Source organism: Limnohabitans sp. Rim11, from assembly GCF_001269365.1.
GTDB lineage: Bacteria > Pseudomonadota > Gammaproteobacteria > Burkholderiales > Burkholderiaceae_C > Limnohabitans_A.
The window spans coordinates 413802-437227 of the sequence record NZ_CXOM01000001.1 but is presented as its reverse complement, the minus strand read 5'-3'; the positions used below and the strand labels follow the sequence as shown (position 1 = coordinate 437227).

Here is a 23426-nt window from a genome sequence, read left to right as displayed (position 1 = left end):
ATCTTTAAGTGTAGAAAGCGCTCAAACATGCAACTCTCCAAACTGGCATCTGCGCTTGATCTGGCCATCCAGGCTCACCAAGGTCAAGTTCGCAAAAGCACCACCATTCCCTACATCTCCCACCCTATGGCAGTGGCTTCCATCGCCCTCGAGTTTGGCGCCACCGAAGACCAAGCCATCGCCGCCCTGCTTCACGATGCCATTGAAGACGGTGGCATCCAATATGCCAACATCATCAAAGCCCAATTTGGCGACCATGTGCACAATTTGGTTCAGGGCTGCACAGACGGAACGCCAGACGCCAGTGGCAAAAAAGCTCCCTGGCTAGAACGCAAAACAGCCTATTTGCACCACCTAGAAGCAGCCTCAGACGAAGTCCTTCTTGTCAGCTGCTCAGACAAGCTGCACAACGCCAGAGCCATCGTGTCCGATCTCATCAACGAAGGCCCATCGATGTTCAACCGGTTCAGCAGCACCACAGAACAAACCCTCTGGTACTACCGCCAATTGGCCATGATCTTCAACAACCGCAAAACCCCACCCGCCAAAGCCTTAGAAGCCGCAGTCTCGCAAATGGAAGCCCTCTCCCAAAGCGCCTGGTAACTCATAACTGGGAGAAATTTAATTGGGGTCAGATCAACATTAATTTGGTCAATTCAAGGGGAGATAGCCTAAGGGGGCTGAACGATTTCTGGTACCCCAGTATGAGGAAGCCCCCTTAGGCTATCTCCCCTTGAATTGGAAATTAATGTTGATCTGACCCCAATTAAATTTATTGTTACAGTTGATATTTACAGTTTTGGTGTTAATATAAATGCATGTCCAAAACTTTCAGTCTTGATGAACTCTGCACCCTCACCGATTTGCCCAAGCGCACGGTGCGGTATTACATGCAAATGGGGCTTGTTGACCGGCCCATTGGCGAAACCAGAGCTGCGCATTACCTGGCCGCTCACCTAGACCAGCTTTTAAAGGTCAAGCAACTTTCAGACGCTGGCATTTCCTTAGAACGAATTGCAGAAATCCAAAACGGTGAAGAACTGCAAATACCCACTAAGCCCAGAAAGCCTGGCGACATCCAAGTCAAAAGCCACGTGCACGTAGCCCCTGGCATTGAGTTGCAAATTAGCCCCGAAGAAGCCGACATGAGCCCAGAGCAAATCCGCGCGCTCGTTAAAGCAGTCATGAAAACCATTCAAGAAATCAAGGCCTAACCATGTACGAAGAACAAGAAAACTGCACCCTCACCTGCGACGGCGAAGAAGTCGCCATGAAATCTGTGCACGTGCACGGCAAACTAGATGGCTTACTTTTGCGAATGAAGGTAAGACAAACCTACACCAACAGCACAGACCAAACTCTGGAAACCGTCTACACGTTTCCATTGGCCTGGGGCGCCACACTATTAAACCTAGCGGTTGAACTCAACGGCAAAAGACTGAACGGCACAGTCATAGAAAAGAAACAAGCCGTCAAACAATACGAAGAGGCCATTGACAACGGCGACTCCCCCATCATGGTGGAACGCTCTGGCCGCGGCCTGTACACCGCCAACTTGGGCAACTTATTGCCCGGCGAAACAGCCGTCATTGAAATTGAATACGCCCAGTTGCTCAACTTTGAAACTGACCGCATCAGGCTCAGCATTCCAACCACCATTGCACCGCGCTATGGCGACCAGCACACACAAGGCCAACTGCCGTCGCACCAAACCACGGCTACCAGCGGCTTGGTGGAATACGGCTTCTTCATGACCTTAGACATCAAGGGGACTGCGGCCAAAGGCATTGTGAGCAGCCCCACTCACCCCATCAAAACAAGCAAAACTTTTGATGGCATCAACGTGCAATTGGGCAAGCAAGCCTTCCTAGACCGCGACTTTGTATTGCTCATTGAAGACCTTGAAGGCGAATCCTTTTGCATCGCTGGCCCAGACACAGAAGGCAGCAACACCACGGCCATCATTACCAGTTTCTGCCCCAAACTGCCCAACGCAAAGCCTAGCGCATTAAGGCTCAAAGTGCTCTTAGATTGCTCGGGCTCCATGGCTGGCGACAGCATGAACCAAGCGCGCGTGGCTCTTAAGCACCTGTTCAAGCAACTGAATGAAGAAGACAGCTTTGCCTATACACGCTTTGGCAGCAGCATAGACCGCGTCACCAAAAAGATGACGATGGCCTATAGCGAGCGCATTCAAACCTTGCTCAGCACCATCGACAAAACAGAGGCCGACTTGGGCGGCACCGAGTTGGGCATGGCCATGACCGATGTGTTCAATATGAACGCCAATGGCAGAGCGCGCAACAACCCCGAAGTAACAGATTCAGCCGATGTTTTGCTCATTACCGATGGCGATGTTTGGAACATTGAAAACATTTTGGCGTCCGCTCGCATCAGCGGTCACCGCGTCTACACCATTGGCGTGGGAAGTGCACCTGCCGAAAGTTTGCTACGCGAACTGGCCAAAGACACAGGCGGTTCTTGTGAGTTTGTCACGCCCAGTGAAGACATGCGCAGCGCAGTAGATCGCATGCTCACAAGAATGCGAAGTGCACAAGAAGTACGCTTTGCCATCAAGTGGAATGCCATTGAAGAGAAAAACAAAACCCACGAATGGGCCAGCACCCTGCCCCCTCAATTGATCGATGGCGAAACGGTCCACTTGTTTGCCCGACTGCCCGCTAAAACAGAAAAGCCCCCTGTCCTCATTTGCAAAACTTTGGTCAAAGAAGTTGAGCAAGAAGTCAGCAGCGCCAAACCCACCAGCATCACTTGGGATACCGAAGGCATAGTGGCAAGGCTTTGCGCAGCAGCTCAAATAGGCGAACTCACAGAAAGCAAAGCGGACACCAAACTGGCCCAGTCCTTGGCCATGAAATACCAGTTGGTGACCCAACACACCAATCTGTTCTTGCTGCACGAACGTGCTGAAGAAAACAAGGCAGATGGTTTGCCTCAGTTACAACAAGTGGCGCAAATGCAGGCGGCTGGGTTTGGTGGGTATGGTTCTGTCACACGAGCAGCGCCCGTCTTGTCTGTCATGCGAATGAGTTGTCACTCAGAACCCTTTGAGATTTCCGACAGCTTGTCCGCTTCAAGCTTAGGCGGCGATTATGGCCGCCTGAATACCCCCAGTGTGTGGCGCACCAACCGCACACAAGCCGCATCCAAAGTAGACGGCATGGCCTCTGCGGGAATGGACGACATTGAAATTCCAGCCTTTTTGCGCAAGCAAGCTCCAACTTTGGATGAAATGATTCGAAGTTCAAAAACTACATCAAAGCCAGTTCAAACCGCCACTCTGAAAAATGAGGATAGCACTTTAAAAACAGCCCCATCAGAAGCCACAAGAGTAGACATCGCCATGGCCTTGAACACAGCCGCATTGCAAGCAACATCGTTCCGCATAGCCTTACAGCAAACGCTGAAGCTCAACATGCCCAGCAACTATGCTGCCGTCATCATTGATCTAACCAAAGTCACTAAAGACAGCGCCATAAGCTGGGCACTTCTGTTCAATTGGTTGTTTGGCGATATTGAACAATCGGGTTTGCTCGATAAACACGCAAAGCGCTTGCTAAGAAGTCAACTGAAACTGGCCACAGAGGAAATGCAAGAACGTGCGCAGATGCTGATCGAGGGCAACTTGATCGTCATCAACTGACTTTTTTTGGGGGGGGGAAATAATTAAATGGGGTCAGATCAACATTAATTTTTGTCAATCTAAAGGGCAAAAGGCAAAGGGGGGCTGAACGATTTCTGGTACTCCAGTATGAGGAAGCCCCCCTTTGCCTTTTGCCCTTTAGATTGGAAATTAATGTTGATCTGACCCCATTTAATTAAAAAAGCACCGAGTGTTGCCACTAGGTGCTTGATGTACAGAAGAATGTTGGTAGGCGCGATTGGACTCGAACCAACGACCCCCACCATGTCAAGGTGGTGCTCTAACCAGCTGAGCTACGCGCCTACAAATTCAGCCCGCATTGTAGCATCAAAAAAAGCGTTAATTTCCCCTGCCCTGAACCTTAATTGCGTTTGACCAAACCCACCCCAGACACGGATTTAACGATCTGCATCACCCTTTTTAAGAGAGAAGCATCGGCCACCTCCACCGTGAAGGTCATCCAAGCCGAACCCTTAACCGACCGGGTTTGAACCCCCACCACATTCATTTTCTCCTTGGCAAAGACCTCAGAAATATCGCGCAGAAGGCCCGGTCTATCAGAAGCTTCTACTGAAACCTCGACCGGATACAACAAAGTTTGACCTGGTTTTTGCAAGCCCCAACGGACCTCAATGACCCGCTCGCCATGCTTGGCCAAAAGCCCCTGAAACTGATGGCAGTCTGCACGGTGAATGCTGACGCCCTTGCCGCGCGTGACAAAACCGCAGATCAAATCGGGGGGCGCAGGCCGGCAGCATTTGGACAATTGGGTGAGCAACGAATCAACCCCCACCACCAACACACCCGACTGAGATTTGGGCGGCACCACACGCGATTTTTTGAGCAACAAAAATTCGTCGGCTTGCATCACAGGCTCGGGGGGCCTTAAAAAAACTTCAATGGTCCGCAAAGAAAACTCGTCTTTGCCAACCATTTCAAACAGCGCTTCGGCCGACTTGAATCCCAAGTCAGATGCCAAATCTTCTAGCTTGATGGCGGTCTTGCCTTCGCGCTGCAAAAGCTTTTCGACAGCTTCACGGCCCTTGGCAATGTTTTCGTGGGCAATCTGCGCGTTGAACCAAGCACGCACTTTGGCGCGCGCACGGTGACTGACCAAAAAGCCCAACTCGGTGTTCAACCAATCGCGCGACGGCCCGCCCTCCTTCACCGTAGTGACTTCCACCGTTTGACCGTTTTGCAGTGGCGTATTCAAAGGAATCATCACACCATCGGCTTTGGCACCGCGGCATCGGTGACCCAAATTGGTATGCACGGTATAAGCAAAATCGATGGGCGTAGCGCCCTTGGGCAATTCGACAATGGCGGCGTTGGGCGTGAGCACATAAATGCGGTCGTCAAACAACGCAGCGCCATCTACTTCAGTAGATGTATTTTTTTCTGCAACCACACTATCCGACGCATTCAAGGCCTCGGAAGACATCTCCCTCTCCCAAGCCAGCAACTGCCGCAACACGGCGATCTTGGCGTCGTAATCGCTGTTGGCACTGACACCCACATAACCCTTGGCACCCGCCTCTTTGTAAGCCCAGTGCGCAGCCACGCCGTTTTCGGCATGGTCGTGCATGGCCTGCGTGCGAATTTGAACTTCGATAGGACGTCCTGCTTCATCTCGCACCACAGTGTGCAAGGATTGATAACCATTGCTTTTGGGCTTGGCAATGTAATCATCAAACTCTGAAGCAATGGGTACAAAGCGCGAGTGCACCCAACTGAGTGCCTCATAACAATCGGCCACAGTGGGCACAATGACACGCATGGCGCGAATGTCAAACACCTGCGAAAAATCAAGCGACTTGCCGCGCATTTTTTTGACAATGCTGTAGATGTGCTTGGGACGACCTTGCACATACGCGGGTATGTTTTGCGCGGCCAACTCAGATTGAAGCTTTTCACGCAACACCAGCATATTGCTCTCGCGCTCTACCCTTTTTTCATGCAGCAGTTTGGCAATATTTTTGTACGTGTCTGGCTCTAAAAATCGGAAAGACAAATCTTCCAATTCCCATTTAATTTCCCAAATACCCAAGCGATTGGCCAAGGGTGCAAACACTTGCAAAGATTCTTTGGCCAATGACGCAGGCACTTCTATTTTGGCACTTGCAAAATAGCGCAGCGTTTGCAAACGCGAAGCCAAGCGCAGCATGATGACGCGCAAATCTTTGCTAAACGCCAACAACATTTTGCGGACGTTTTCAGTTTGCGCTCTGGGATCGTCCTGAAGTTGGGCTGCCGAAGAAGCCGCGCGAGAAATTCTTTGCACTTCTACCAACTTGGTGGTTTCTACCGCCAAGGAGGCAAACTCATGGCCAAATGTTTTGGCAATGACCTCTTGCGGGCGACTCAAGTGCGGACATGCATAAACCAAATAGCTGGCAGCCTTGACGTCGTCACCGCTGTTCATGGTGTCCAAAATGGCGACCACTGCATCCGCATGAGCGAGCATGTTCTCGCCGGTGTCTAAAGACTCACCGGACAAGAAGGGTTCGGCAAAAGCTCTTGCACGAACCAGCACGTCTGCCAAATCAACACTCATGCATGCACGCCTAAAAATGTGCGAACGATGTCTATTTGATCGTTATGAACCAAGGTGGGTGCGTGGCCTACACCTTCTACGGTAGCTACCTGCACACGCGGGCCACGTTGCGACATTTCCGTCACGGCAGCAGGGCTCAAGAGTTCAGACTCCGCGCCATGAATCAGCAAGGTTTTAGATTGAATCACGTCGTAAACCTGCCAAAGTGTGGCCTCGCCGGCTTGGGCTTGTTCTTGGGTGACGGCGCGCACAGGCTCGCCAATGGCAGGGTCATAGTGCAAAGTCAACCCACCGGCTTCTAAAGATCGAACCATGTGCTTGGACAAAGCCAACCATTGCTCGTTGGTATGCGGTCCAAAGGGTTTCGAGAGTTCCCACATGGCATCGGCAGCCTCTTGCAAAGTTTGAAATTGACCAAACTGCCCCACGTACTTTTTCATGTTCAAAATAGAAGACCAAGACACCACGGGTCCAATGTCGTTCAAAACTAAATGTCGAATGGGCACTGGCAAGCCCTGCGCAGCCAACAACATGCCAATCACACCGCCCATGCTGGTGCCTACCCAATCAAGCCTTTCAATGGGGCGCTGCGCATTCAGGGTTTGGAGCAACACCGCCATATCGCCCGCATACTGAGCAAACTGATAGGCCATGGGATCTTTGAGCCAATCGCTTTTGCCGCGACCCACTACATCGGGACAAATCACCCTGATCGGGGGCAAATTGGCTGCCTGCGCCGATGCCACCAAGGCTTGGGCCAACACATCAAAGTCTCGGCCCTGACGCGTGAGGCCATGGACACAAAACACCACGTGCGCGGCCGCAGGATCGCCCCAAGACCAATAGGCCATGCGGTGACCGCCCTGCGCATCGGGGCATTGAACAAAATCGAGTGTGGGTTCGGACATGGTGTTGCAAGGCTGCCTTAGGGGCTTGGCCAAGAGCCTCTATTCTAAATTTAGCGGGGAGCCGTCAGCCCTGTGTGGCTTTGAAGCGCCATAATTAAGTTTTACCCAACGTCATTCATTCGGAGAATTAGCATGCTGAAAGGCAAAACCGCACTCGTTACCGGCTCTACCAGTGGCATTGGCCTCGGCATTGCCAAAGCTTTGGCCAAACAAGGCGCCAACATTGTTCTGAATGGCTTTGGTGACCACGCAGGCCCCCAGGCCGAGATTGCCGCATTGGGCGCCCAAGTGGTCTATCACGGCGCAGACATGAGCAAGCCTGCCGAAATTGAAGCCATGGTGAAGTTTGCCGAAGAGAAGTTTGGCCGTGTCGATATTTTGGTCAACAACGCCGGTATTCAACACGTCGCCCGCGTAGAAAACTTTCCAGTTGAGCGCTGGGACGCCATCATTGCCATCAACTTGTCTAGCGCCTTCCACGCTTCTCGCGCTGTGTTGCCCGCCATGCAAAAAGCCAACTGGGGCCGCATCATCAATGTGGCGTCGGTTCATGGTTTGGTGGGCTCGGCCGAAAAGTCGGCTTATGTGGCCGCCAAGCACGGCATTGTGGGCTTGACCAAGGTCACTGCGTTAGAAAACGCAACATCTGGCGTCACATGCAACGCCATCTGCCCAGGCTGGGTGCTGACGCCCTTGGTTCAAAAACAAGTGGATGCCAAAGCCGCGGCTTTGGGCTTGTCTAATGACGAAGCTACCAAATTGCTGTTGGGGGAAAAAGAACCCTCAATGCAATTCACCACCCCTGAAGAGTTGGGCGACTTGGCGGTTTTCTTGTGCTCGGCCACAGGCAACAACATTCGCGGTGTGGCCTGGAACATGGATGGCGGTTGGGCCGCGCAATAAAAAAATTAGGGCTTGTGAATCAACACCACAGCCCTGGCTTCCATGCTGAGGCCCTCGCCTACGGGGCCCATTTTTTCGGCTGTTTTGGCTTTGACATTCACTTGCGATTCAGCCAGCCCCAAGGCTTTGGCAATCGATGACCGAATGTCTGAACGGTGCGGTGCCAACTTGGGCGCTTGAGCCACGATGGTGCAATCGACATTGACCAAGTGCCAGCCCAGTTGTTTGACGTGCTCATAGGCTGTTCTGAGTAGCTTGGCAGAATCAGCGCCTTTGTAAGTGGCATCGGTATCTGGAAAGTGTTGGCCAATGTCGCCCAAGCCGGCTGCGCCCAGCAATGCATCGGTAATGGCATGCAAAAGAACATCGGCATCGGAATGGCCTAACAAACCTTTTTCAAACGGTATTTGAACTCCGCCCAACATCAAGGGTCGGCCCTCAACCAAGGCATGCGTATCCCAACCTTCGCCTACTCGAATGTTCATTTCCTGCTCCTCAGCAAATCTTCCGCCAATGCAAAATCGGGGGGATAGGTTACCTTGAAATTGTGCGGACTGCCCACCACCAACTTAGGCGAAAAGCCCGCCATTTCCATGGCACTGGCCTCGTCTGTGATGCCTTCAAAATGATCGGCGGCCTTGGCTTTTAGAGCTGCATGCAATTGCCCCGCCCTGAACATTTGGGGTGTTTGCGCCAACCACTTGTCTTGCCTAGGCAAGGTCTGACTGACGCGGCCATTGACGGCAGCCTTCAAGGTGTCTGGCAAGGGAATGGCCAACAGGCCGCCCACGTCATCGTGCAGACATTCGTCAATCAAACGATTGATCTCCACCGCAGTAATTAGGCACCGCGCGGCATCGTGTACCAAAATCCAATCGTGAGCTTGAACACCTTTTGGGTTGCGACGTCCTTCTTCAAGCAACTGCGTTAGGCCATTGAAAACAGATTCAGCGCGTGTAGCACCGCCGCAAGCCACCCGTTGAAAATTGGCGGGCCACTCTGGCGCTTGGGGCCACGCATGTGAATCGTCTGGTGAGACCACCACAACCACTTGGCTTAAGCGTTCAACAGACCCCAAAGCGGCCAAGGTGTGCATGACCATGCTTTTGCCAGCAATCGGTTCGTATTGCTTGGGCTGGGCCGTGCCCGCACGCGATCCTGAGCCCGCACAGGGCACCAACGCAAAGCAGCGCGATACCGCATCAGGTGCAGTATTTGCGGTGTTTTGTAGGCTTGCGATGGGTGGTGGATTCACGGTGCGTCAAAGATGTTTAACAATACGCCAACTATACTATCGGAGTTCATGCAATTACCCGCGCTTAGCCTTGGAAAACGCTTCACCCTGCCCCGTCCCATGGGATCGGCAGACGCTGTGCTATTGGCCCAATTGGCTGAAAGAGAAAAAGCCCAAGGCCGCCTAACCGCGGTGGTCACGTCTGACGCTGCCGACACCCAGCGCTTGATGGTCGAGGTGGCTTTCTTTGCCCCCACCCTGCGCTGCGCTATTTTTCCCGACTGGGAAACGCTGCCCTACGACACGTTTTCGCCCCACCAAGACCTGATCAGTGAACGCTTGGCCACGCTTTGGCGCATTAACCAACGTGACAAAGCCGAAGGCGCCGACCTGGTGTTCATTCCGGCCACCACCGCTTTGTACCGCTTGGCGCCGCCTTCATTTTTGGCAGGCTACACGTTTCAATTTAAAACTAAACAAAAACTCGACGAAGCCAAGCTCAAAGCGCAGCTAACTTTGGCAGGCTACAACCACGTCAGCCAAGTGGTAAGTCCTGGCGAATATGCCGTGCGAGGCGGCCTGATTGATTTGTTTCCCATGGGCTCGCAAGTGCCCTACCGCGTTGATTTGTTTGACAACGAAATTGACTCGATTCGCACCTTTGATCCAGACACGCAACGCAGTTTGTATCCGGTACCCGAGGTTCGATTGCTGCCCGGTCGCGAATTTCCCATGGACGAAGCGGCGCGGGCCAAGTTTCGCAGCCGTTGGCGTGAGTTGTTAGACGGCGACCCCACCAAAAGCCGCATCTACAAAGACATGGGCAATGGCGTGGCCACGGCCGGCATTGAGTATTACTTGCCCTTGTTTTTTGAACAAACCGCTACAGTATTTGATTATTTGGGCGCAGGCTCTGACACGCCCGCCACCTTGGTATTGCATGGCGACCTTGAGCCCGCCTTCCAAAGATTTTGGCAAGACACCAAAGACCGCTATCGCTTGGTGCAAGGCGACCCAGAGCGGCCGGCATTGCCGCCCGAAGCTTTGTTTTTGTCGGCTGAGCAGTTTTATAGCGGCACCAACCAACATGCGCAGTTGGCGCTCAGGCAAGTAGCGACTGAAGGTTCTGAGAGCAACGCCGACAACACGCTGGCGCAAAGACTGCCCGACCTGACTGTGGTGCGAGGCGCCGAAGAGCCGTTGGCCAAACTGCAAGCGCACATCCGAAACTCTCAAAATCGCGTTTTGATTCTGGCCGAAAGCGCAGGCCGCCGCGAGAGTTTGCTCGACTTTTTGCGCGCCAGTGGCGTCAATCCACCCGCCTTTGACAACCTCCAAGAATTTCAAGCCAGCGACGAAAAAATTGGCATTGCCACTGCAGCACTCAATTCAGGTTTCCACTGGTTTGAAGCGGGCATCGATTTGGTCACCGAGACCGAATTGTTTGCAGCGGGCGTCACCACACGCCGCCGCAAAAAACAAGAACAAGTCAGCGATGTTGAAGCGCTCATCAAAGACTTGTCCGAGCTCAATGTGGGCGATCCTGTGGTGCACAACGCCCACGGCATTGGCCGCTACCGTGGTTTGATCAACATGGATTTGGGCGAGAAAAACCCAGACGGCACGCCCGCTCTGCAAGAGTTTTTGCATTTGGAATATGCCGACAAGGCCACGCTGTATGTGCCCGTGAGCCAACTGCAACTGATTGGTCGCTACACCGGCGTCAGTGCCGACGAAGCGCCCTTGCACCGCTTGGGCAGTGGTCAGTGGGAAAAAGCCAAACGCAAAGCGGCCGAGCAAGTGCGCGATTCTGCGGCTGAGTTATTGAACATCTATGCAAGGCGTGCCGCTCGCGAAGGTCATCCCTTCCGATACAGCCCGCAAGATTACGAAGTCTTTGCCAACGACTTTGGTTTTCAAGAAACCGCTGATCAAAACGCCGCCATTCATGCGGTCATTCAAGACATGATCAGCCCGCGTCCCATGGATCGCTTGGTGTGCGGTGATGTGGGCTTTGGCAAAACCGAAGTGGCGCTGCGTGCAGCGTTTGTGGCTGTCACGGGCGGTAAACAAGTGGCCATCTTGGCGCCAACCACCTTGTTGGCCGAGCAGCATTTCCAGACCCTCAAAGATCGTTTTTCTAAATGGCCCGTCAAAGTCGCTGAGGTGTCGCGCTTTAGATCGGGCAAAGAAGTGACAGAAGCCCTCAAGGGCTTGGCCGATGGCACTGTGGACATTGTGGTTGGCACACACAAGCTGCTTAGCCCTTCCACTCAGTTTAAAAATCTGGGCCTGTTGGTCATTGACGAAGAACACCGCTTTGGTGTGCGCCACAAAGAAGCCATGAAGGCCATGCGCGCCGAAGTGGATGTGCTGACGCTAACCGCCACACCCATTCCCCGCACCTTGGGCATGGCCCTAGAAGGCATTCGCGATTTGAGCGTCATTGCCACGGCACCGCAACGCCGCTTGGCCATCAAAACGTTTGTGCGCAACGAAGGCACTGGCGTGATCCGCGAAGCGGTACTTCGCGAACTCAAGCGCGGTGGTCAGGTTTACTTCTTGCACAACGAAGTAGAGACCATTGAAAACCGTCGCCAAAAGTTAGAAGAAATATTGCCAGAGGCACGCATTGCGGTGGCCCACGGTCAAATGCCCGAGCGTGATTTGGAAAAAGTGATGCGCGATTTTGTGGCACAGCGCTACAACATTCTGCTGTGCTCTACCATCATTGAGACTGGCATTGATGTGCCCACGGCCAATACCATTGTGATTTCTCGTGCCGACAAATTTGGCCTAGCGCAGTTGCACCAGCTCCGTGGCCGTGTGGGCCGCAGCCACCACCAAGCTTATGCGTACTTGATGGTGCCCGAGATTGATGGCCTCACCAAACAAGCTTCGCAACGCTTAGACGCCATTCAACAAATGGAAGAACTGGGCAGTGGCTTTTATTTGGCCATGCACGATTTGGAAATTCGCGGTGCCGGCGAAGTGCTGGGCGAAAACCAAAGCGGCAACATGCTAGAGATTGGTTTCCAGCTTTACAACGAAATGTTGAACGAGGCGGTGCGCTGTTTGAAAGCGGGCAAAGAACCCGACTTGCTTAGCCCCTTGTCAGCGGCCACCGACATCAATTTGCACGCGCCTGCCCTGCTGCCCAACGACTATTGCGGCGATGTGCATTTGCGTTTGTCGTTTTACAAAAAATTGGCCACCGCCAAAACGCCCGATCAAATTGATAGCCTGCTAGAAGAAATTGTGGACCGCTTTGGCAAACTGCCACCGCAGGCACAAACCCTGATGGATGTGCATCGCCTCAGAGTTTTGAGCGTGCCTTATGGCGTGGTCAAAGTAGACGCCACCCCCGGCGTGATCGTGATTAGCTTCAAACCCAATCCGCCCATTGAGCCCATGCGCATCATTGAGTTGATTCAAAAGAACAAGCACATTCAATTGGCTGGTAACGACAAGTTGCGCATTGAACGTGAACTGCCCGACCCCAAAGCGCGTGCCCAAATGGTGCGAGATATTTTGCGGTCCTTGGGGCAACCCAAAGTTGAGAAAGTGGAAGGATAAGACATGAGCAACGCCCCGACATTTCAAGGCATGACCGTAAAGGGCTTCACACCGCCCTTGCAACTCAAGCACTTCAAGCTGATTGCGTTTGACATGGACTCCACCCTCATCAACATTGAATGTGTGGACGAAATTGCCGATGCGGCAGGCCGTAAAACCGAAGTGGCCGCCATTACCGAAGCTGCCATGCGCGGCGAAATTACCGATTACAAAGACAGCTTGCGCAGACGCGTAGCCTTGCTCAAAGGCGTCACCGTAGCCCACATGGAAGAGGTCTTGAACAACAGACTGCAACTGAACCCAGGTGCAGAGAAGTTGGTCAAAGCCTGCCAAGCTGCGGGCCTAAAAGTGCTCTTGGTATCGGGCGGATTTACCTTCTTCACAGACCATGTGCGCGACAGACTAGGTATCCATTGGACGCGCTCCAATGTTTTGGAAGTGGTCAATGGCGAATTGACAGGCCGCATGGTGGACCAAGACTGGGGCGACATTTGCGATGGCGATGAAAAACGCAAAATGCTGCTGCAGATCTGCGCACAAATGGGCATTGAACCCTCCCAGGCCATTGCCATGGGCGATGGCGCCAACGACTTGCCCATGATGGGCGTAGCGGGTTTGTCAGTGGCCTATCACGCCAAACCCAAAGTGCGCGAGCAAGCCATGGTGGCCATTGAAGAAGGCGGCTTAGACCGTTTGCTGGAAGTCTTGGCTTAAGCCTTGCGGTGCAATTGCGGCACCCCCGCCTCCACCTCAAACTTGGCCAGCGTTTCTATTTTGGTTTGCGGCTGACGCACATCGTCCACCACACGCAATTCGGTTTGAATTTGCTTGGCCGTAAATTCAACCACGCCATAACCTTTGCGCTCGCTGTCGGCAAAAATGAAATGCGGGTTTTCGGCCAATCGAGCGGGAAGTTTTGAATTGCCCGCCGAACGCGCTGTAATGCCTGCGCCGCAAAACTCGACACCCAGCTTGGCGCTGTCGTCTTTGTAGGCATCGGCCATGACGTGGCCTACCCAGTTTTCGTGAACATCACCACCTAGGAGTACTGGGTTTTTGAGGGCATTGTTTTGTATCGATTGCGTCATCTGTTGTCGCGCCGCCGAATAGCCGTCCCAGCCGTCATTCCACAAGGTGTATCCAGCCCCAATTCGAAAATCGCGGCGGCCAAAAATGGTTTGCTGCGCCACCACATTCCAAGGTCGAGCGTCTTTTTGAGCATTGGCAAAGGCTTGGTCTAGCCACTGGGTTTGCTCAGCCCCCAGCAAACTCCGTTTGGGATTGAACCAATCTTCACACTGATCTGGATTGACAAAGCCCGAGCCATAGCCATCGGACTTGTTGCAAACTTGACGATCTCTGTATTGCCGATCGTCTAGCAAATAAATATTGGCCAACTTGCCGTAAGGCACCTGTCCATAAATTCGCAACTCAGCCCCTTGCGCCAAACCGTCAAGTGATTTGGTCAACGCACTGGCCCTGAGAGGCATGTGCTCATAAAAGGCTTGATAAGCCCGCGCGCGCTGCGCCGCAAAGTTAAAGCTGATGTTGCCGCTTTGACCGCGCTCAAGACCGGCATAGTCGTTGGACACTTCGTGATCGTCCCAGGTGACCAGCCACGGACACTGTGCGTGCATGGCTTGCAAGCCCTTCTCGCTTTTGTGCAGGGCATATCTTTCGCGGTAATCGTCAAGGCTGCTGACCCATCCACCTTTTGGCAATCGCACAGGATTGGCAGCTGCAGCATATTCATAAATGTAGTCACCCAAGAACAAAACCATGTCGAGGTTTTCTTGGCACATGTGATCGTAGGCACTGAAGTAGCCATGCTCCCAGCGCTGGCACGAGGCATAAGCAACTCGCAGTTTTTGCACCATGGCCTCGGGGTGTGGCAAGGTGCGAGTGCGGCCAATCGAACTTTGCGCGTCCCCGATTTGAAAGCGGTAGAAATACCATCGATCGCTTTGCAATCCATCTAGCTCTAAGTGCACGGAATGCGCCAATGCGGCCAGCGCCACCACTTGGCCTGCGCGGCGGTTGACTTTGAAGCTCTCATCGTCGGCCACTTCCCATTTGACCGACACATCGGCATCGGCAAAATGCGTCTTGCTGCTGCTTGGCTCTGCCATGAGACGCGTCCAAAGCACCACCGAATGGTGATTGGGCGAGCCGCTGGCCACGCCAATAGAAAATGGATTGTGTTTGAGGCTTGTCTGAGCCGATGACAAGGCATAACTGAGTGGGGCTACCGCGGCGACTGACCACTTCAGCAAGTCACGCCTGGTAGCTTGAGGCTTTGATTTTTGCAAGGGCATGCCTTTGTGGGTCAAGATCAACCTAGCCAGTCTTTGAGCAAGGCATTGAACTGCTCAGGCTTTGAACTCATGACCCAATGGCCAGTGTCAAACCCTTCAACCCTAGAGCCCGGGTAGGACTGAATTTTTTCTAGCCAACGGTCAGAGTGAAACATGAAGGGTTTGCGTTTGCCATAGATGTAAAGCATGGGCCTAGCTGTAGGCAAAATTTTGAGTGCATTACAAGCCAAACCAAAGCCTTCTAGCGTGCCCATCCACTTCATGGCATAGGGTATGTTCATACCAACGTGCATATGTTGCAACGGACTGGGGCACCTAAGGGCCTTGGCCATGTAGCGCGTCATTCGATTGGCCAACGCATGACCCATTGAACCCAAGCTGTTGGCAATTTGCCAAGCAATGGCCAGCCAAATTTGGTAACTGAACACGGCCCATTTGGCTTTTGCAGTTAAAGATGCATTGAGCGCTCTGGAGTTGTGATCTCCCACATCGACCGCCACCATGCGGCTGACGCGATCTGGATAAGTGGCCGCGTATTCGTAACCAAAAACACAACCCCAATCGTGCAACACCAGCGTGATAGGTTGTTGAGGGCTGACCTGCTGAACCACCTCGTGAATGAAGGCCACCATTTCAAGCAATGACTTAGGCGGCACAGGTGCATTGGCATCAAAGGCAGGCAAGGTAAAGCGAACGCATTGGTGGGTGTCGCGCAGGGCTAGAACCGTATGGTCCCAAAGTGCCAGCGTATCGGGCCAGCCATGCAACATGACCAAAGTTTCAGGGCCGTTGCCTTCAATGTGGATGTCAACGCCTTGAATATTGAGCATGATTCAAGCCTGTTAGGCTGAGGTGGCCATGGCTTGCTTCAGCCGATCGACACCTTCCAAAATTTTGTCCTCGCCCACCGTAGCAAAACTGAACCTCAAGGTACTGAGGTCTGGGTTTTGGCAATAGAACGGTGCGCCTGGCACAAAGGCCACGCCTTTGTCGATGGCCATCTTGGCAAAGGCATTGCCATCTTTGACTTTGCCGCCAGCGCCCGTGAGGCTGGCCCACACAAACAAGCCGCCTTGCGGTTGCACAAACGAAATGGCATCGCCCAGATCTTTGCGCAGCGCATCGCACATGGTTTGAGCGCGCACCGCATAGACCTTGCGCACATTGTCTAAGGTGGCAGGCATGCGGCCCGCTTTTAAATATTGAGCGGCAGTGGCCTGTGCAAAAGTACTGGTGTGAGCATCGCTAAATTGCTTGCACATGACGGCGCGGCTTAAAAGCTCGGGTGGTGCAATCATCCAACCCACACGCAAGCCAGGGCTTAAGACCTTGGACAAAGAACCGCAGTGCACCAACCACTCGCGGCTGCCTGGCACTTGTGTGCTCAAAGCCAACAAGCTGGGTGGTGGCGCATCTTTGAAATACAAGTCGCCATAAGGATCGTCTTCGACCATCAGGGTTTGGTATTTGACGGCCAACTCAAGCAACTTTTTGCGGCGCTCTAAGCTGAGCAATGCGCCTGTAGGGTTGCCAAAGGTAGGAATGACATACACAAACTTGGGCTTGTGTTCTGCAATGAGTTTTTCAAGCGCATCGGTATCTACTCCGTTGCCATCGACAGGCGCAGAAATAAGCTGGGCGCCATACAACCTGAAACACTGAATGGTGGCCAAGAACGTGGGGCCTTCCACGATCACTTTGTCGCCAGGGCTGATCATGGTTTTGCCAATGAGGTCTAGCGCTTGTTGGCTGCCCGTGGTCACAATGAGTTGCTCGGGGGTGATGCCTTGCACGCCCTTCTGCCCCATGAAGTGCGCCAACTGTTCGCGCAGGGGGCCGTAGCCTTCTGTGGCGCCATACTGAAGTGCGGCACCTGGCTCTTGGGACAAGGCCAAAGAGGAGGCTTCGCGAATGCCCTCCACATCGAACATGGCGCTGTCTGGGAAGCCGCCGGCAAAGCTGATGATGCCGGGCTTGCCCAGAAGTTTGAACAACTCCCGAATGGCAGAGGTTTCGACATTGTTCAAACGATCGGCAAATTGCAAGGACATGGTGTATCTTCCACAAAACTCTTTAATTTCAGACAGCTATTTTGACTGGAATTGATCCGGTCATTGGGCCATTTTGCTGATATTTTCCCTCATGAACGCACACAACATCGAACTCTTTTTTCAGACCCTGAAAGAAGCCAACCCCCTCCCCACCACAGAATTGGCTTACACCAACGTGTTTGAACTGCTGGCGGCGGTGCTGCTGTCGGCTCAGGCCACCGATGTGGGCGTTAACAAAGCCACGCGAAAGCTTTTCCCGGTGGCCAACACGCCCGCCGCCATTTTGGCCTTGGGGCAAGACGGCCTCGAGAGCTACATCAAGACCATTGGCTTGTATCGAAACAAAGCCAGCAACCTGCTTAAGACTTGCCAAATTTTGATTGAGCAGCATGGCGGTCAAGTGCCGCGATCACGTGAAGCATTGGAAGCCTTGCCAGGCGTGGGTCGCAAAACAGCCAATGTGATTTTGAATGTGGCTTATGGCGAACCCACTATGGCTGTGGACACGCATATCTTTAGGTTAGGCAACCGGACAGGCTTAGCGCCTGGCAAAAACCCACTGCAAGTGGAGCTCAAACTTTTAAAACGAATTCCAGAAAAGTATTTGGTGGATGCGCACCACTGGCTTATTTTGCATGGGCGCTATGTGTGTCAGGCGCGCAAGCCCATGTGTTGGCAATGTGGAGTTTCAGATTTTTGTAGCTTCAAATCCAAAACGCCTCATCCTTAAGTTTCAAACCACCCCAACTCTAAGGACTTGGTCAAATTAAATCCGAGACAAGGCCACCCACTGACCTTGCAGCGAATGAATAGCCATGCGATTATCAAAAACAGCTTCAACTGCGCGGTGTGTAGAAGCCTCTGCACAAGCGCCTTGGTGAACAACACGCCCTGATTGCATGACCACCATGTCGTCTGCATGAAGTGCCATGCCGATTTCATGTAACACGCTGATCACGGTGGTGTTTTGTGACGTCAGACAACGCACTTGTTCCAGCCAGTCCACTTGGTGTGGTGGGTCGAGGTTGGAAAGGGGTTCGTCCATCAACAAGACTTTCGCTTGAACCGCCATGGCACGTGCCAACAACACTCTTTGACGCTCACCTCCAGAGAGCTGGCCAATAGAGCGCCATCGCCAGTCCCAAGCTTGGGTGGCTTTCAAGGCTGTTTCCACCACAGCATGGTCGTACGCATTGGGCGCAGCCAACCAGTCTTGATGCGGCAAGCGGCCTAGCATGGCAACATCCCACACGGTCATGTCCTCTGAGGCCGTTTCGTTTTGTCCCAACCAAGACATTTGTTGTGCGCGCAACTTGCGGTCCACAGTCATCAATTCTTGATCAAAGAAATGGATTTGACCACTGGCTGACAACAAACCTGCTAAGGCTTTAAGCAAGGTCGATTTGCCTGCGCCATTGGGGCCAACGATGCTGGTCCAACGCCCTTCTGAAAACGACACTTCGACACCGCGCAAAACTTCGTTGCCCAACAGGGAAACATGCAAGTCAGTAGCACGCAAGGCCATCTTTGGCAGACTCATGACACTGCCCTCATGGCTTGGCTGCGATACATCAGCCATAGCAAATACCCACCGCCCAAAACAGCAGTCAATACACCCACAGGCATTTCTTGTGGCGCCATGAGCATGCGAGCCAACAAGTCAGCTGCAAGCAACAAAACACCCCCCATCAATGAAGACAGCAACACCATCCAGTTGTACGGAGTCTTAACTACAGATCGAACCAAATGTGGAGCGGCGAGGCCTACAAACGCAACCAAACCAGTTTGCGCCACGGCTGTACCCGTCGCCAAAGCCAAGACACACACTAGCACCACTCGCATCGGTGCAATTGGCAAACCCAAGCTGACTGCAGTAGCTTCACCCAAGCTAAGTGCATCAAGCACACGGCTCAAAAAAAATGCTGCCACTAAACAAATGAGAAGGATGACCAACATCAAGAAGCCAGAAGTCCAGCCGATGAAACTGGTTGAACCCAATAAAAATCCTTGCATGCCTTGCAAAACATCCGGACGCAACAAGGTCACCAGAGACGTTAATGCGCCCAATACCACACCCACAATGACGCCTGCCAACAACAAGCGCAGAGTGTGCTGCACGCCACGTGCAAGCACTAGCGTAAGAAGCACAGCCAATACAGCGCCAAAAAAGGCCGCGCCAGTTAAACCCACACGCACCAACAACTCAGTGGCGAACGGATTGCCACCAAACAGCGCAAGCGCAGTCGCCACGCCCAGCGAGGCACCTGATGCGCTTCCCAGCAAATACGGATCCGCCAAAGGGTTACGGAACAAGCCTTGCGCCAAAGCGCCAGCCAAGCCAAGCAAAGCACCCGCTGCAAAAGCACCGATGCTGCGCGGCAAACGAATGTCCCACACAATTTGCCAAGCAACGTCATCCCGCATAGCCAACATCAAGCTCTCTAAGCCAGCACTTCCCACGGCACTTCCCAATGCGATACCGATGACACTCAGGATCATCAACAACGCTGTCAAGCGACCAGGCGACCATGTCGCAAAGCCTTGTGTCATGGGTTGGTCCTTGCTTTGCTGATCAAACACTGAGCCATCAACCGGGCAGCTTCATCCATGCGTGGACCTGCACGCACCAAGACATCGGACTCTTCGGCTTTGAAATGACAAACACGCTGAGATCGTATGGCACGCATGTTTTGCCAACCTGGGCGCGCGCCCATTTCAGCAAAGCTGCTATCGCCCACCATGATGAGGTCGGGCTGCGCTTTGACCACAAACTCAGGATTGATTTTGGGAAAAGGTCCCAAGGACGCTGGCAAGATATTGCGAGCCCCCAATCGAAGCAAGGTTTCACCGATGAACGATGACTCACTTGCGCCATGGGGTGCCGGACCCACTTCAAAATATACCCATTGGCCTTTGGCCTGCGCCGGAATTGATTGCGCTGCGGTGTTGACAGCGGCATCGATGGTGCGCCAGACACGCTCGCTTTCTGCTTCGGGCACAGCCAAGGCCTTGGCCACGATGTGCATCACGCGCTGTACATCGATATGCGTGTTGGGCTCAAGCGCCAAAACCTTCAAACCCAAGGCTTCAAAACGTGCAGCACCGCGAGCTGACGTAGCCATCAACACCAAGTCGGGCTTGGCAGCCACCACACTTTCGATGTTGGGGTCGAGCCCGCCACCCATGCGTGGCAAATGGGCAATGCGCTCAGGCCAATTGGAATAGCGGTCTACACCGACTAACTTTTGGCATTGCCCCAAAGCGCACACGGTCTCGGTGAGTGAAGGCAAAAGACTCACGATGCGTTGTGGGGGCTGGTTGATGGTGACGTCCACTTGGCGGTCGTCACGCAAAACCAGGGCTTGCGAAGCGCCGCCGATGCTCCACAGCAGGCACCACGCCAATAGGCGAATCAAGGCAATAGTTTTAGGCATACTTCGCCTCCCATTGCTGAAAAATGCGGTGCAATTGCGCCACCCCATCGGTCAATGCGGCTGGACCAGGCTGCAAAATATCAGCCGATTTGATTTCAAAAATTTGACGGGTGCGCACCGCTGGCACGTCTTCCCAGCCTGCACGTGCCGCAGCATTTTCTGGGCGAAATTTTTTGCCGCACAGTGAGCCAATGATGATGTCTGGCCCTCGGTCCACAATGGTTTGGCCACTGGCAATGATGCGATCTTTTCCCATCGGCATTTGCGCCAACTCTGGAAAACAATCGTTACCCCCTGCGATGCACATCAACTCGGAGACCCAACGGATGCTGCTGATGTGGGGCTCATCCCACTCTTCAAAATACACCTTAGGTCGTCTTTTGAAAGTGGCAGCAGCGCTTTGAATAGCGTCCAATTGGGCGCGCATCTGCTGCAAACGTTGACGTCCTTGCTCGGCTTGACCCACCATTGCTGCGACTTGGTAGAGCATTGAAAATATTTCATCTACACTGCGCTGATTGAAGACCGTGACCTGCACGCCTGCACGAATCAGTAAAGCAGCAATGTCAGCCTGCAGGTCTGAAAATCCAAAGACGCAATCGGGCTTGAGTGCGAAGATTTTGTCAATCTTGGCACTCAAAAATGCACTGACCTTTGGCTTCTCTTCTCGCGCGCGACGCGGCCGCACGGTGTAACCAGAGATACCTACAATGCGCGCCTCTTCACCCAGCAAGTACAGCCATTCTGTTGTTTCCTCGGTAAGGCAGACAATTCTTTCTGGAAAGTAGGAGGACGACATGATTGATATCAGAAAGTCACTTTCAAATTAGCAAACACACCTCGGCCATCTGCAGGGTAGATGCCGTTGTAAGTTGCGTAGTCGTAATAGGACTTGTTGAATAAATTACGCACCCACAACGACCCCGACATATTTTGCAAAAATTGTGTTCTGAAACCCAAATCAGCAACGGTACGAGAAGGAATTTCTGGACTGGAAGCAGACTGATCGCTGGCTTGCATCATCCCGCTACGACGATTCACAGAAAACATCATTAAGTAATCCTGAATTTTTTGCTCGTAACTCAGTCGAACGACTTGCCTGGGCGTCAACGGAATCCGATAACCCACATTGGAGCCTGAAGCAATTGTTGCATCGACAAAATCAACACTTGCTTTCAGAGTTGCAGATGCACTCAATTTCCAATCTGAACTAAGGGAAAGTACAGATCGCTGGGTATCATAGAGATTGGCGTTGCATGAAGTTTCCACACCACCAACCATGCCACAGTTGTATTGGTAGGCGATTTCATCTGAAGCGGCGATATGTCGGTAATGCGCAGCAAACTTCCCCGCCTGATAGCGTTGTTCAAAGTGCAAGAAATATTCGCGCGTGGACATCGGCTGAACCCCTGGATTGATTTCCAGCAGCGCATAAGTTGACCGATTAAATGTGTACAACTCATCCGCGTTAGGGAAACGGAAGCCAGTTAAAACACCCGCGCGAAAAGAAGACATGTCCGTCAATTGGTTCAATACACCTACAGAGCCACCAGTTTTGTGATTGGTCGAAGAAGTCGTTGAGGCGCCACTTGCTACTTGAAAATCACTTTCAGCTCGTTGCGTACGCAAGCCCATATCCAGCGTTATTTGTTTGGTTAATGGATGGAACATCTGAACGAATAGAGATTGAGTTTGCTGACCGACTTGTTTTTTTGTGTCGGTATTGGCTTTTGCTTCGACAAATTCACCACCCAGAATCCATTGATTCCCAAGCCAAGTTTTTTTGTACTCTGGCGTAATTGAAGTTCTGATGTTTTTGATGCTGTCGTAGGTTTTATCTTTTACCTCTTGATGAAAAGTATCAATCGATAGGAAGTCATCTCCCTGTAATGCACGCTCATACTTCATACCAGCCGCAGCGCCCGAACGTTCAGTTAAAACAGGATAAGCTCCAATTTGTTTTGGATCGGCTTCAAATTGCGCTTTCGTCAGGTAGCTCGGCAAATTTGCTGTTTCTTCAAAACCACGAACAAAAAATGAAAACCGTCCTAAATTAGAGCTATTGACTAATCTGACCTGTGCGCTTCGCTGATCAGTCTCACTAAATTGTCGATATCCATTCACTTTGGTACTCATCAATGAAACACTACCGCGCGTCTGCTCTTCTTGGAATCCAAGATATGCGTCTTGCTTTTGATATCCAAAACTGCCTAAACTTAAATTCACGCCTTTGTAAGAATCCGTGCGAGTGATGATATTGATAACTCCACCCTGTGCCCTATCACCAAATAAAACACCTCCATTTGCTTTACGAATTTCTATTTGCTGAATTGCACTCATGGGCAACATTGCAAATTTACTACCTGATGAGTCAAGGCTGTTAACGCGTTGACCATCAATCAGAATTAATACGTTTTGAGATCCCGATTCCCCTAAGTAGCCAATGTCAACTGAAGCTTCAACACCCGCACGACCGAACAAACGATTAACGCTCACACCAGCAACTGAATCCAAAAATTCAGTGATATTGGATGCACCCGATTGTTCAATTTGCTGTTTAGAAATCACATCCACCACAACAGAGGCTTCAGATAAAGGCTGCGCCATGCGCGAAGCTGACACGATCACAGGTTTAATTTCAATAACTTGCCCTTGAACGCCGGCAGAAATAGCCAAAGACAAAGCAGAAAGCGCAGGCACGAATGCTCGCGCACGCAGACAAATAGATTTATTCATAGATAAAAACCAACAAAATGTGCCCTCACCGCCTTCCCCGACAGTGCATGG

18 protein-coding genes, 1 tRNA gene and 2 pseudogenes are annotated in these 23426 nt (G+C 52.4%); 8 read left to right on the top strand and 13 right to left on the bottom strand.

The annotated features are described in order from the left end of the window. Positions 1-27 precede the first annotated feature (27 nt). The 4 genes and pseudogenes from AMM03_RS02070 to AMM03_RS14225 form a co-directional block, all read left to right on the top strand. Positions 28-603, top strand: a complete 576-nt coding sequence (locus AMM03_RS02070) for an HD domain-containing protein (protein WP_090128797.1) — start codon at positions 28-30, stop codon at positions 601-603. A 215-nt stretch (positions 604-818) separates the two neighbouring features. Continuing rightward, on the top strand, positions 819-1214 hold the full coding sequence (locus tag AMM03_RS02065; protein WP_090128796.1) for a helix-turn-helix domain-containing protein: 396 nt from the start codon (positions 819-821) through the stop codon (positions 1212-1214). A gap of 2 nt (positions 1215-1216) precedes the next feature. Further along, positions 1217-2482: pseudogene (locus tag AMM03_RS14230) on the top strand (VIT domain-containing protein); the annotation flags it as partial. A 627-nt stretch (positions 2483-3109) separates the two neighbouring features. Next, positions 3110-3238 (top strand): annotated as a pseudogene (locus tag AMM03_RS14225) (cell division protein FtsZ); the annotation flags it as partial. A gap of 652 nt (positions 3239-3890) precedes the next feature. Here the strand turns inward: AMM03_RS14225 and AMM03_RS02050 are convergent. The 3 genes from AMM03_RS02050 to AMM03_RS02040 form a co-directional block, all read right to left on the bottom strand. Continuing rightward, positions 3891-3967 (bottom strand) — tRNA-Val (locus AMM03_RS02050). Positions 3968-4025: 58 nt separating this feature from the next. After that, complete coding sequence (locus AMM03_RS02045) at positions 4026-6218, bottom strand: RelA/SpoT family protein (RefSeq protein ID WP_090128793.1); 2193 nt, start codon at positions 6216-6218, stop codon at positions 4026-4028. Beyond that, a complete protein-coding gene (locus tag AMM03_RS02040) occupies positions 6215-7126 on the bottom strand; it encodes an alpha/beta fold hydrolase (RefSeq protein WP_090129291.1) in 912 nt (303 codons plus the stop codon). Before AMM03_RS02040 ends, AMM03_RS02045 begins: the two co-directional genes overlap by 4 nt. Positions 7127-7258: 132 nt before the next feature. Between AMM03_RS02040 and AMM03_RS02035 the strand changes: the two genes are divergently transcribed. Next, a complete protein-coding gene (locus AMM03_RS02035; protein WP_090128792.1) occupies positions 7259-8029 on the top strand; it encodes a 3-hydroxybutyrate dehydrogenase in 771 nt (256 codons plus the stop codon). A 5-nt stretch (positions 8030-8034) separates the two neighbouring features. Here the strand turns inward: AMM03_RS02035 and ispF are convergent, their stop codons facing one another. Further along, positions 8035-8514 carry a 2-C-methyl-D-erythritol 2,4-cyclodiphosphate synthase gene (ispF, locus tag AMM03_RS02030; RefSeq protein ID WP_090128791.1) on the bottom strand — a complete coding sequence of 160 codons (480 nt, stop codon included), beginning with the start codon at positions 8512-8514 and terminating at the stop codon, positions 8035-8037. Further along, complete coding sequence (gene ispD, locus AMM03_RS02025) at positions 8511-9284, bottom strand: 2-C-methyl-D-erythritol 4-phosphate cytidylyltransferase (RefSeq protein WP_228764529.1); 774 nt, start codon at positions 9282-9284, stop codon at positions 8511-8513. Before ispD ends, ispF begins: the two co-directional genes overlap by 4 nt. A gap of 48 nt (positions 9285-9332) precedes the next feature. Between ispD and mfd the strand changes: the two genes are divergently transcribed. Further along, the gene (gene mfd / locus AMM03_RS02020; protein ID WP_090128790.1) at positions 9333-12839 is read left to right on the top strand and encodes a transcription-repair coupling factor; all 3507 of its coding nucleotides are present in this window, start codon (positions 9333-9335) and stop codon (positions 12837-12839) included. 3 nt (positions 12840-12842) lie between these two features. Next, positions 12843-13553, top strand: a complete 711-nt coding sequence (gene serB / locus AMM03_RS02015) for a phosphoserine phosphatase SerB (RefSeq protein WP_090128789.1) — start codon at positions 12843-12845, stop codon at positions 13551-13553. Here serB and AMM03_RS02010 read toward each other — a convergent pair. The 3 genes from AMM03_RS02010 to AMM03_RS02000 are packed head-to-tail and all read right to left on the bottom strand — an operon-like array spanning position 13550 to position 17205. Beyond that, on the bottom strand, positions 13550-15169 hold the full coding sequence (locus tag AMM03_RS02010) for an alkaline phosphatase D family protein (protein WP_228764528.1): 1620 nt from the start codon (positions 15167-15169) through the stop codon (positions 13550-13552). The two genes, serB and AMM03_RS02010, sit on opposite strands and share 4 nt — an antisense overlap. 2 nt (positions 15170-15171) lie before the next feature. Next, positions 15172-15984, bottom strand: coding sequence for an alpha/beta fold hydrolase (locus AMM03_RS02005; RefSeq protein ID WP_090128788.1), 813 nt, complete (start codon positions 15982-15984; stop codon positions 15172-15174). Positions 15985-15996: 12 nt separating this feature from the next. Then, positions 15997-17205 (bottom strand): aminotransferase-like domain-containing protein, encoded by a 1209-nt coding sequence (locus AMM03_RS02000; protein WP_090128787.1) that lies wholly within the window; start codon positions 17203-17205, stop codon positions 15997-15999. A gap of 91 nt (positions 17206-17296) precedes the next feature. Here AMM03_RS02000 and nth point away from each other — a divergent pair, with 91 nt between their 5' ends. Continuing rightward, positions 17297-17935: an endonuclease III gene (gene nth / locus AMM03_RS01995; protein ID WP_090128786.1), complete on the top strand. Its 639-nt coding sequence runs from the start codon at positions 17297-17299 to the stop codon at positions 17933-17935. Positions 17936-17971: 36 nt separating this feature from the next. On the opposite strand, the gene AMM03_RS01990 is transcribed toward nth, so the two are convergent. From AMM03_RS01990 to AMM03_RS01970, 5 genes are read right to left on the bottom strand one after another with little or no spacing between them, the layout of a single operon-like run. After that, complete coding sequence (locus AMM03_RS01990; RefSeq protein ID WP_090129288.1) at positions 17972-18745, bottom strand: ABC transporter ATP-binding protein; 774 nt, start codon at positions 18743-18745, stop codon at positions 17972-17974. Further along, entirely contained in the window at positions 18742-19755 is a 1014-nt protein-coding gene (locus AMM03_RS01985; protein WP_194942725.1) for a FecCD family ABC transporter permease, read from the bottom strand. The genes AMM03_RS01990 and AMM03_RS01985 overlap by 4 nt, the downstream gene beginning before the upstream one ends. After that, positions 19752-20639 (bottom strand): ABC transporter substrate-binding protein, encoded by an 888-nt coding sequence (locus AMM03_RS01980; RefSeq protein ID WP_090128785.1) that lies wholly within the window; start codon positions 20637-20639, stop codon positions 19752-19754. Before AMM03_RS01980 ends, AMM03_RS01985 begins: the two co-directional genes overlap by 4 nt. Beyond that, positions 20632-21438, bottom strand: a complete 807-nt coding sequence (locus AMM03_RS01975; protein WP_090128784.1) for an ABC transporter substrate-binding protein — start codon at positions 21436-21438, stop codon at positions 20632-20634. The genes AMM03_RS01980 and AMM03_RS01975 overlap by 8 nt, the downstream gene beginning before the upstream one ends. Before the next feature lie 8 nt (positions 21439-21446). Then, a complete protein-coding gene (locus tag AMM03_RS01970) occupies positions 21447-23375 on the bottom strand; it encodes a TonB-dependent receptor plug domain-containing protein (RefSeq protein ID WP_090128783.1) in 1929 nt (642 codons plus the stop codon). Between the last annotated feature and the right edge of the window lie 51 nt (positions 23376-23426).

What these genes read in the sequence shown, in the direction of transcription:
- mfd (WP_090128790.1), top strand. Translation starts at nt 9,333, where the DNA reads ATGCAATTACCCGCGCTTAGCCTTGGAAAACGCTTCACCCTGCCCCGT.
- AMM03_RS02040 (WP_090129291.1), bottom strand. Translation starts at nt 7,126, where the DNA reads ATGTCCGAACCCACACTCGATTTTGTTCAATGCCCCGATGCGCAGGGC.
- ispF (WP_090128791.1), bottom strand. Translation starts at nt 8,514, where the DNA reads ATGAACATTCGAGTAGGCGAAGGTTGGGATACGCATGCCTTGGTTGAG.
- AMM03_RS02045 (WP_090128793.1), bottom strand. Translation starts at nt 6,218, where the DNA reads ATGAGTGTTGATTTGGCAGACGTGCTGGTTCGTGCAAGAGCTTTTGCC.
- AMM03_RS02005 (WP_090128788.1), bottom strand. Translation starts at nt 15,984, where the DNA reads ATGCTCAATATTCAAGGCGTTGACATCCACATTGAAGGCAACGGCCCT.
- nth (WP_090128786.1), top strand. Translation starts at nt 17,297, where the DNA reads ATGAACGCACACAACATCGAACTCTTTTTTCAGACCCTGAAAGAAGCC.
- AMM03_RS01985 (WP_194942725.1), bottom strand. Translation starts at nt 19,755, where the DNA reads ATGACACAAGGCTTTGCGACATGGTCGCCTGGTCGCTTGACAGCGTTG.
- AMM03_RS01975 (WP_090128784.1), bottom strand. Translation starts at nt 21,438, where the DNA reads ATGTCGTCCTCCTACTTTCCAGAAAGAATTGTCTGCCTTACCGAGGAA.
- AMM03_RS02000 (WP_090128787.1), bottom strand. Translation starts at nt 17,205, where the DNA reads ATGTCCTTGCAATTTGCCGATCGTTTGAACAATGTCGAAACCTCTGCC.
- AMM03_RS02065 (WP_090128796.1), top strand. Translation starts at nt 819, where the DNA reads ATGTCCAAAACTTTCAGTCTTGATGAACTCTGCACCCTCACCGATTTG.
- AMM03_RS02070 (WP_090128797.1), top strand. Translation starts at nt 28, where the DNA reads ATGCAACTCTCCAAACTGGCATCTGCGCTTGATCTGGCCATCCAGGCT.
- AMM03_RS01980 (WP_090128785.1), bottom strand. Translation starts at nt 20,639, where the DNA reads ATGCCTAAAACTATTGCCTTGATTCGCCTATTGGCGTGGTGCCTGCTG.
- AMM03_RS01970 (WP_090128783.1), bottom strand. Translation starts at nt 23,375, where the DNA reads ATGAATAAATCTATTTGTCTGCGTGCGCGAGCATTCGTGCCTGCGCTT.
- AMM03_RS02035 (WP_090128792.1), top strand. Translation starts at nt 7,259, where the DNA reads ATGCTGAAAGGCAAAACCGCACTCGTTACCGGCTCTACCAGTGGCATT.
- serB (WP_090128789.1), top strand. Translation starts at nt 12,843, where the DNA reads ATGAGCAACGCCCCGACATTTCAAGGCATGACCGTAAAGGGCTTCACA.
- AMM03_RS01990 (WP_090129288.1), bottom strand. Translation starts at nt 18,745, where the DNA reads ATGAGTCTGCCAAAGATGGCCTTGCGTGCTACTGACTTGCATGTTTCC.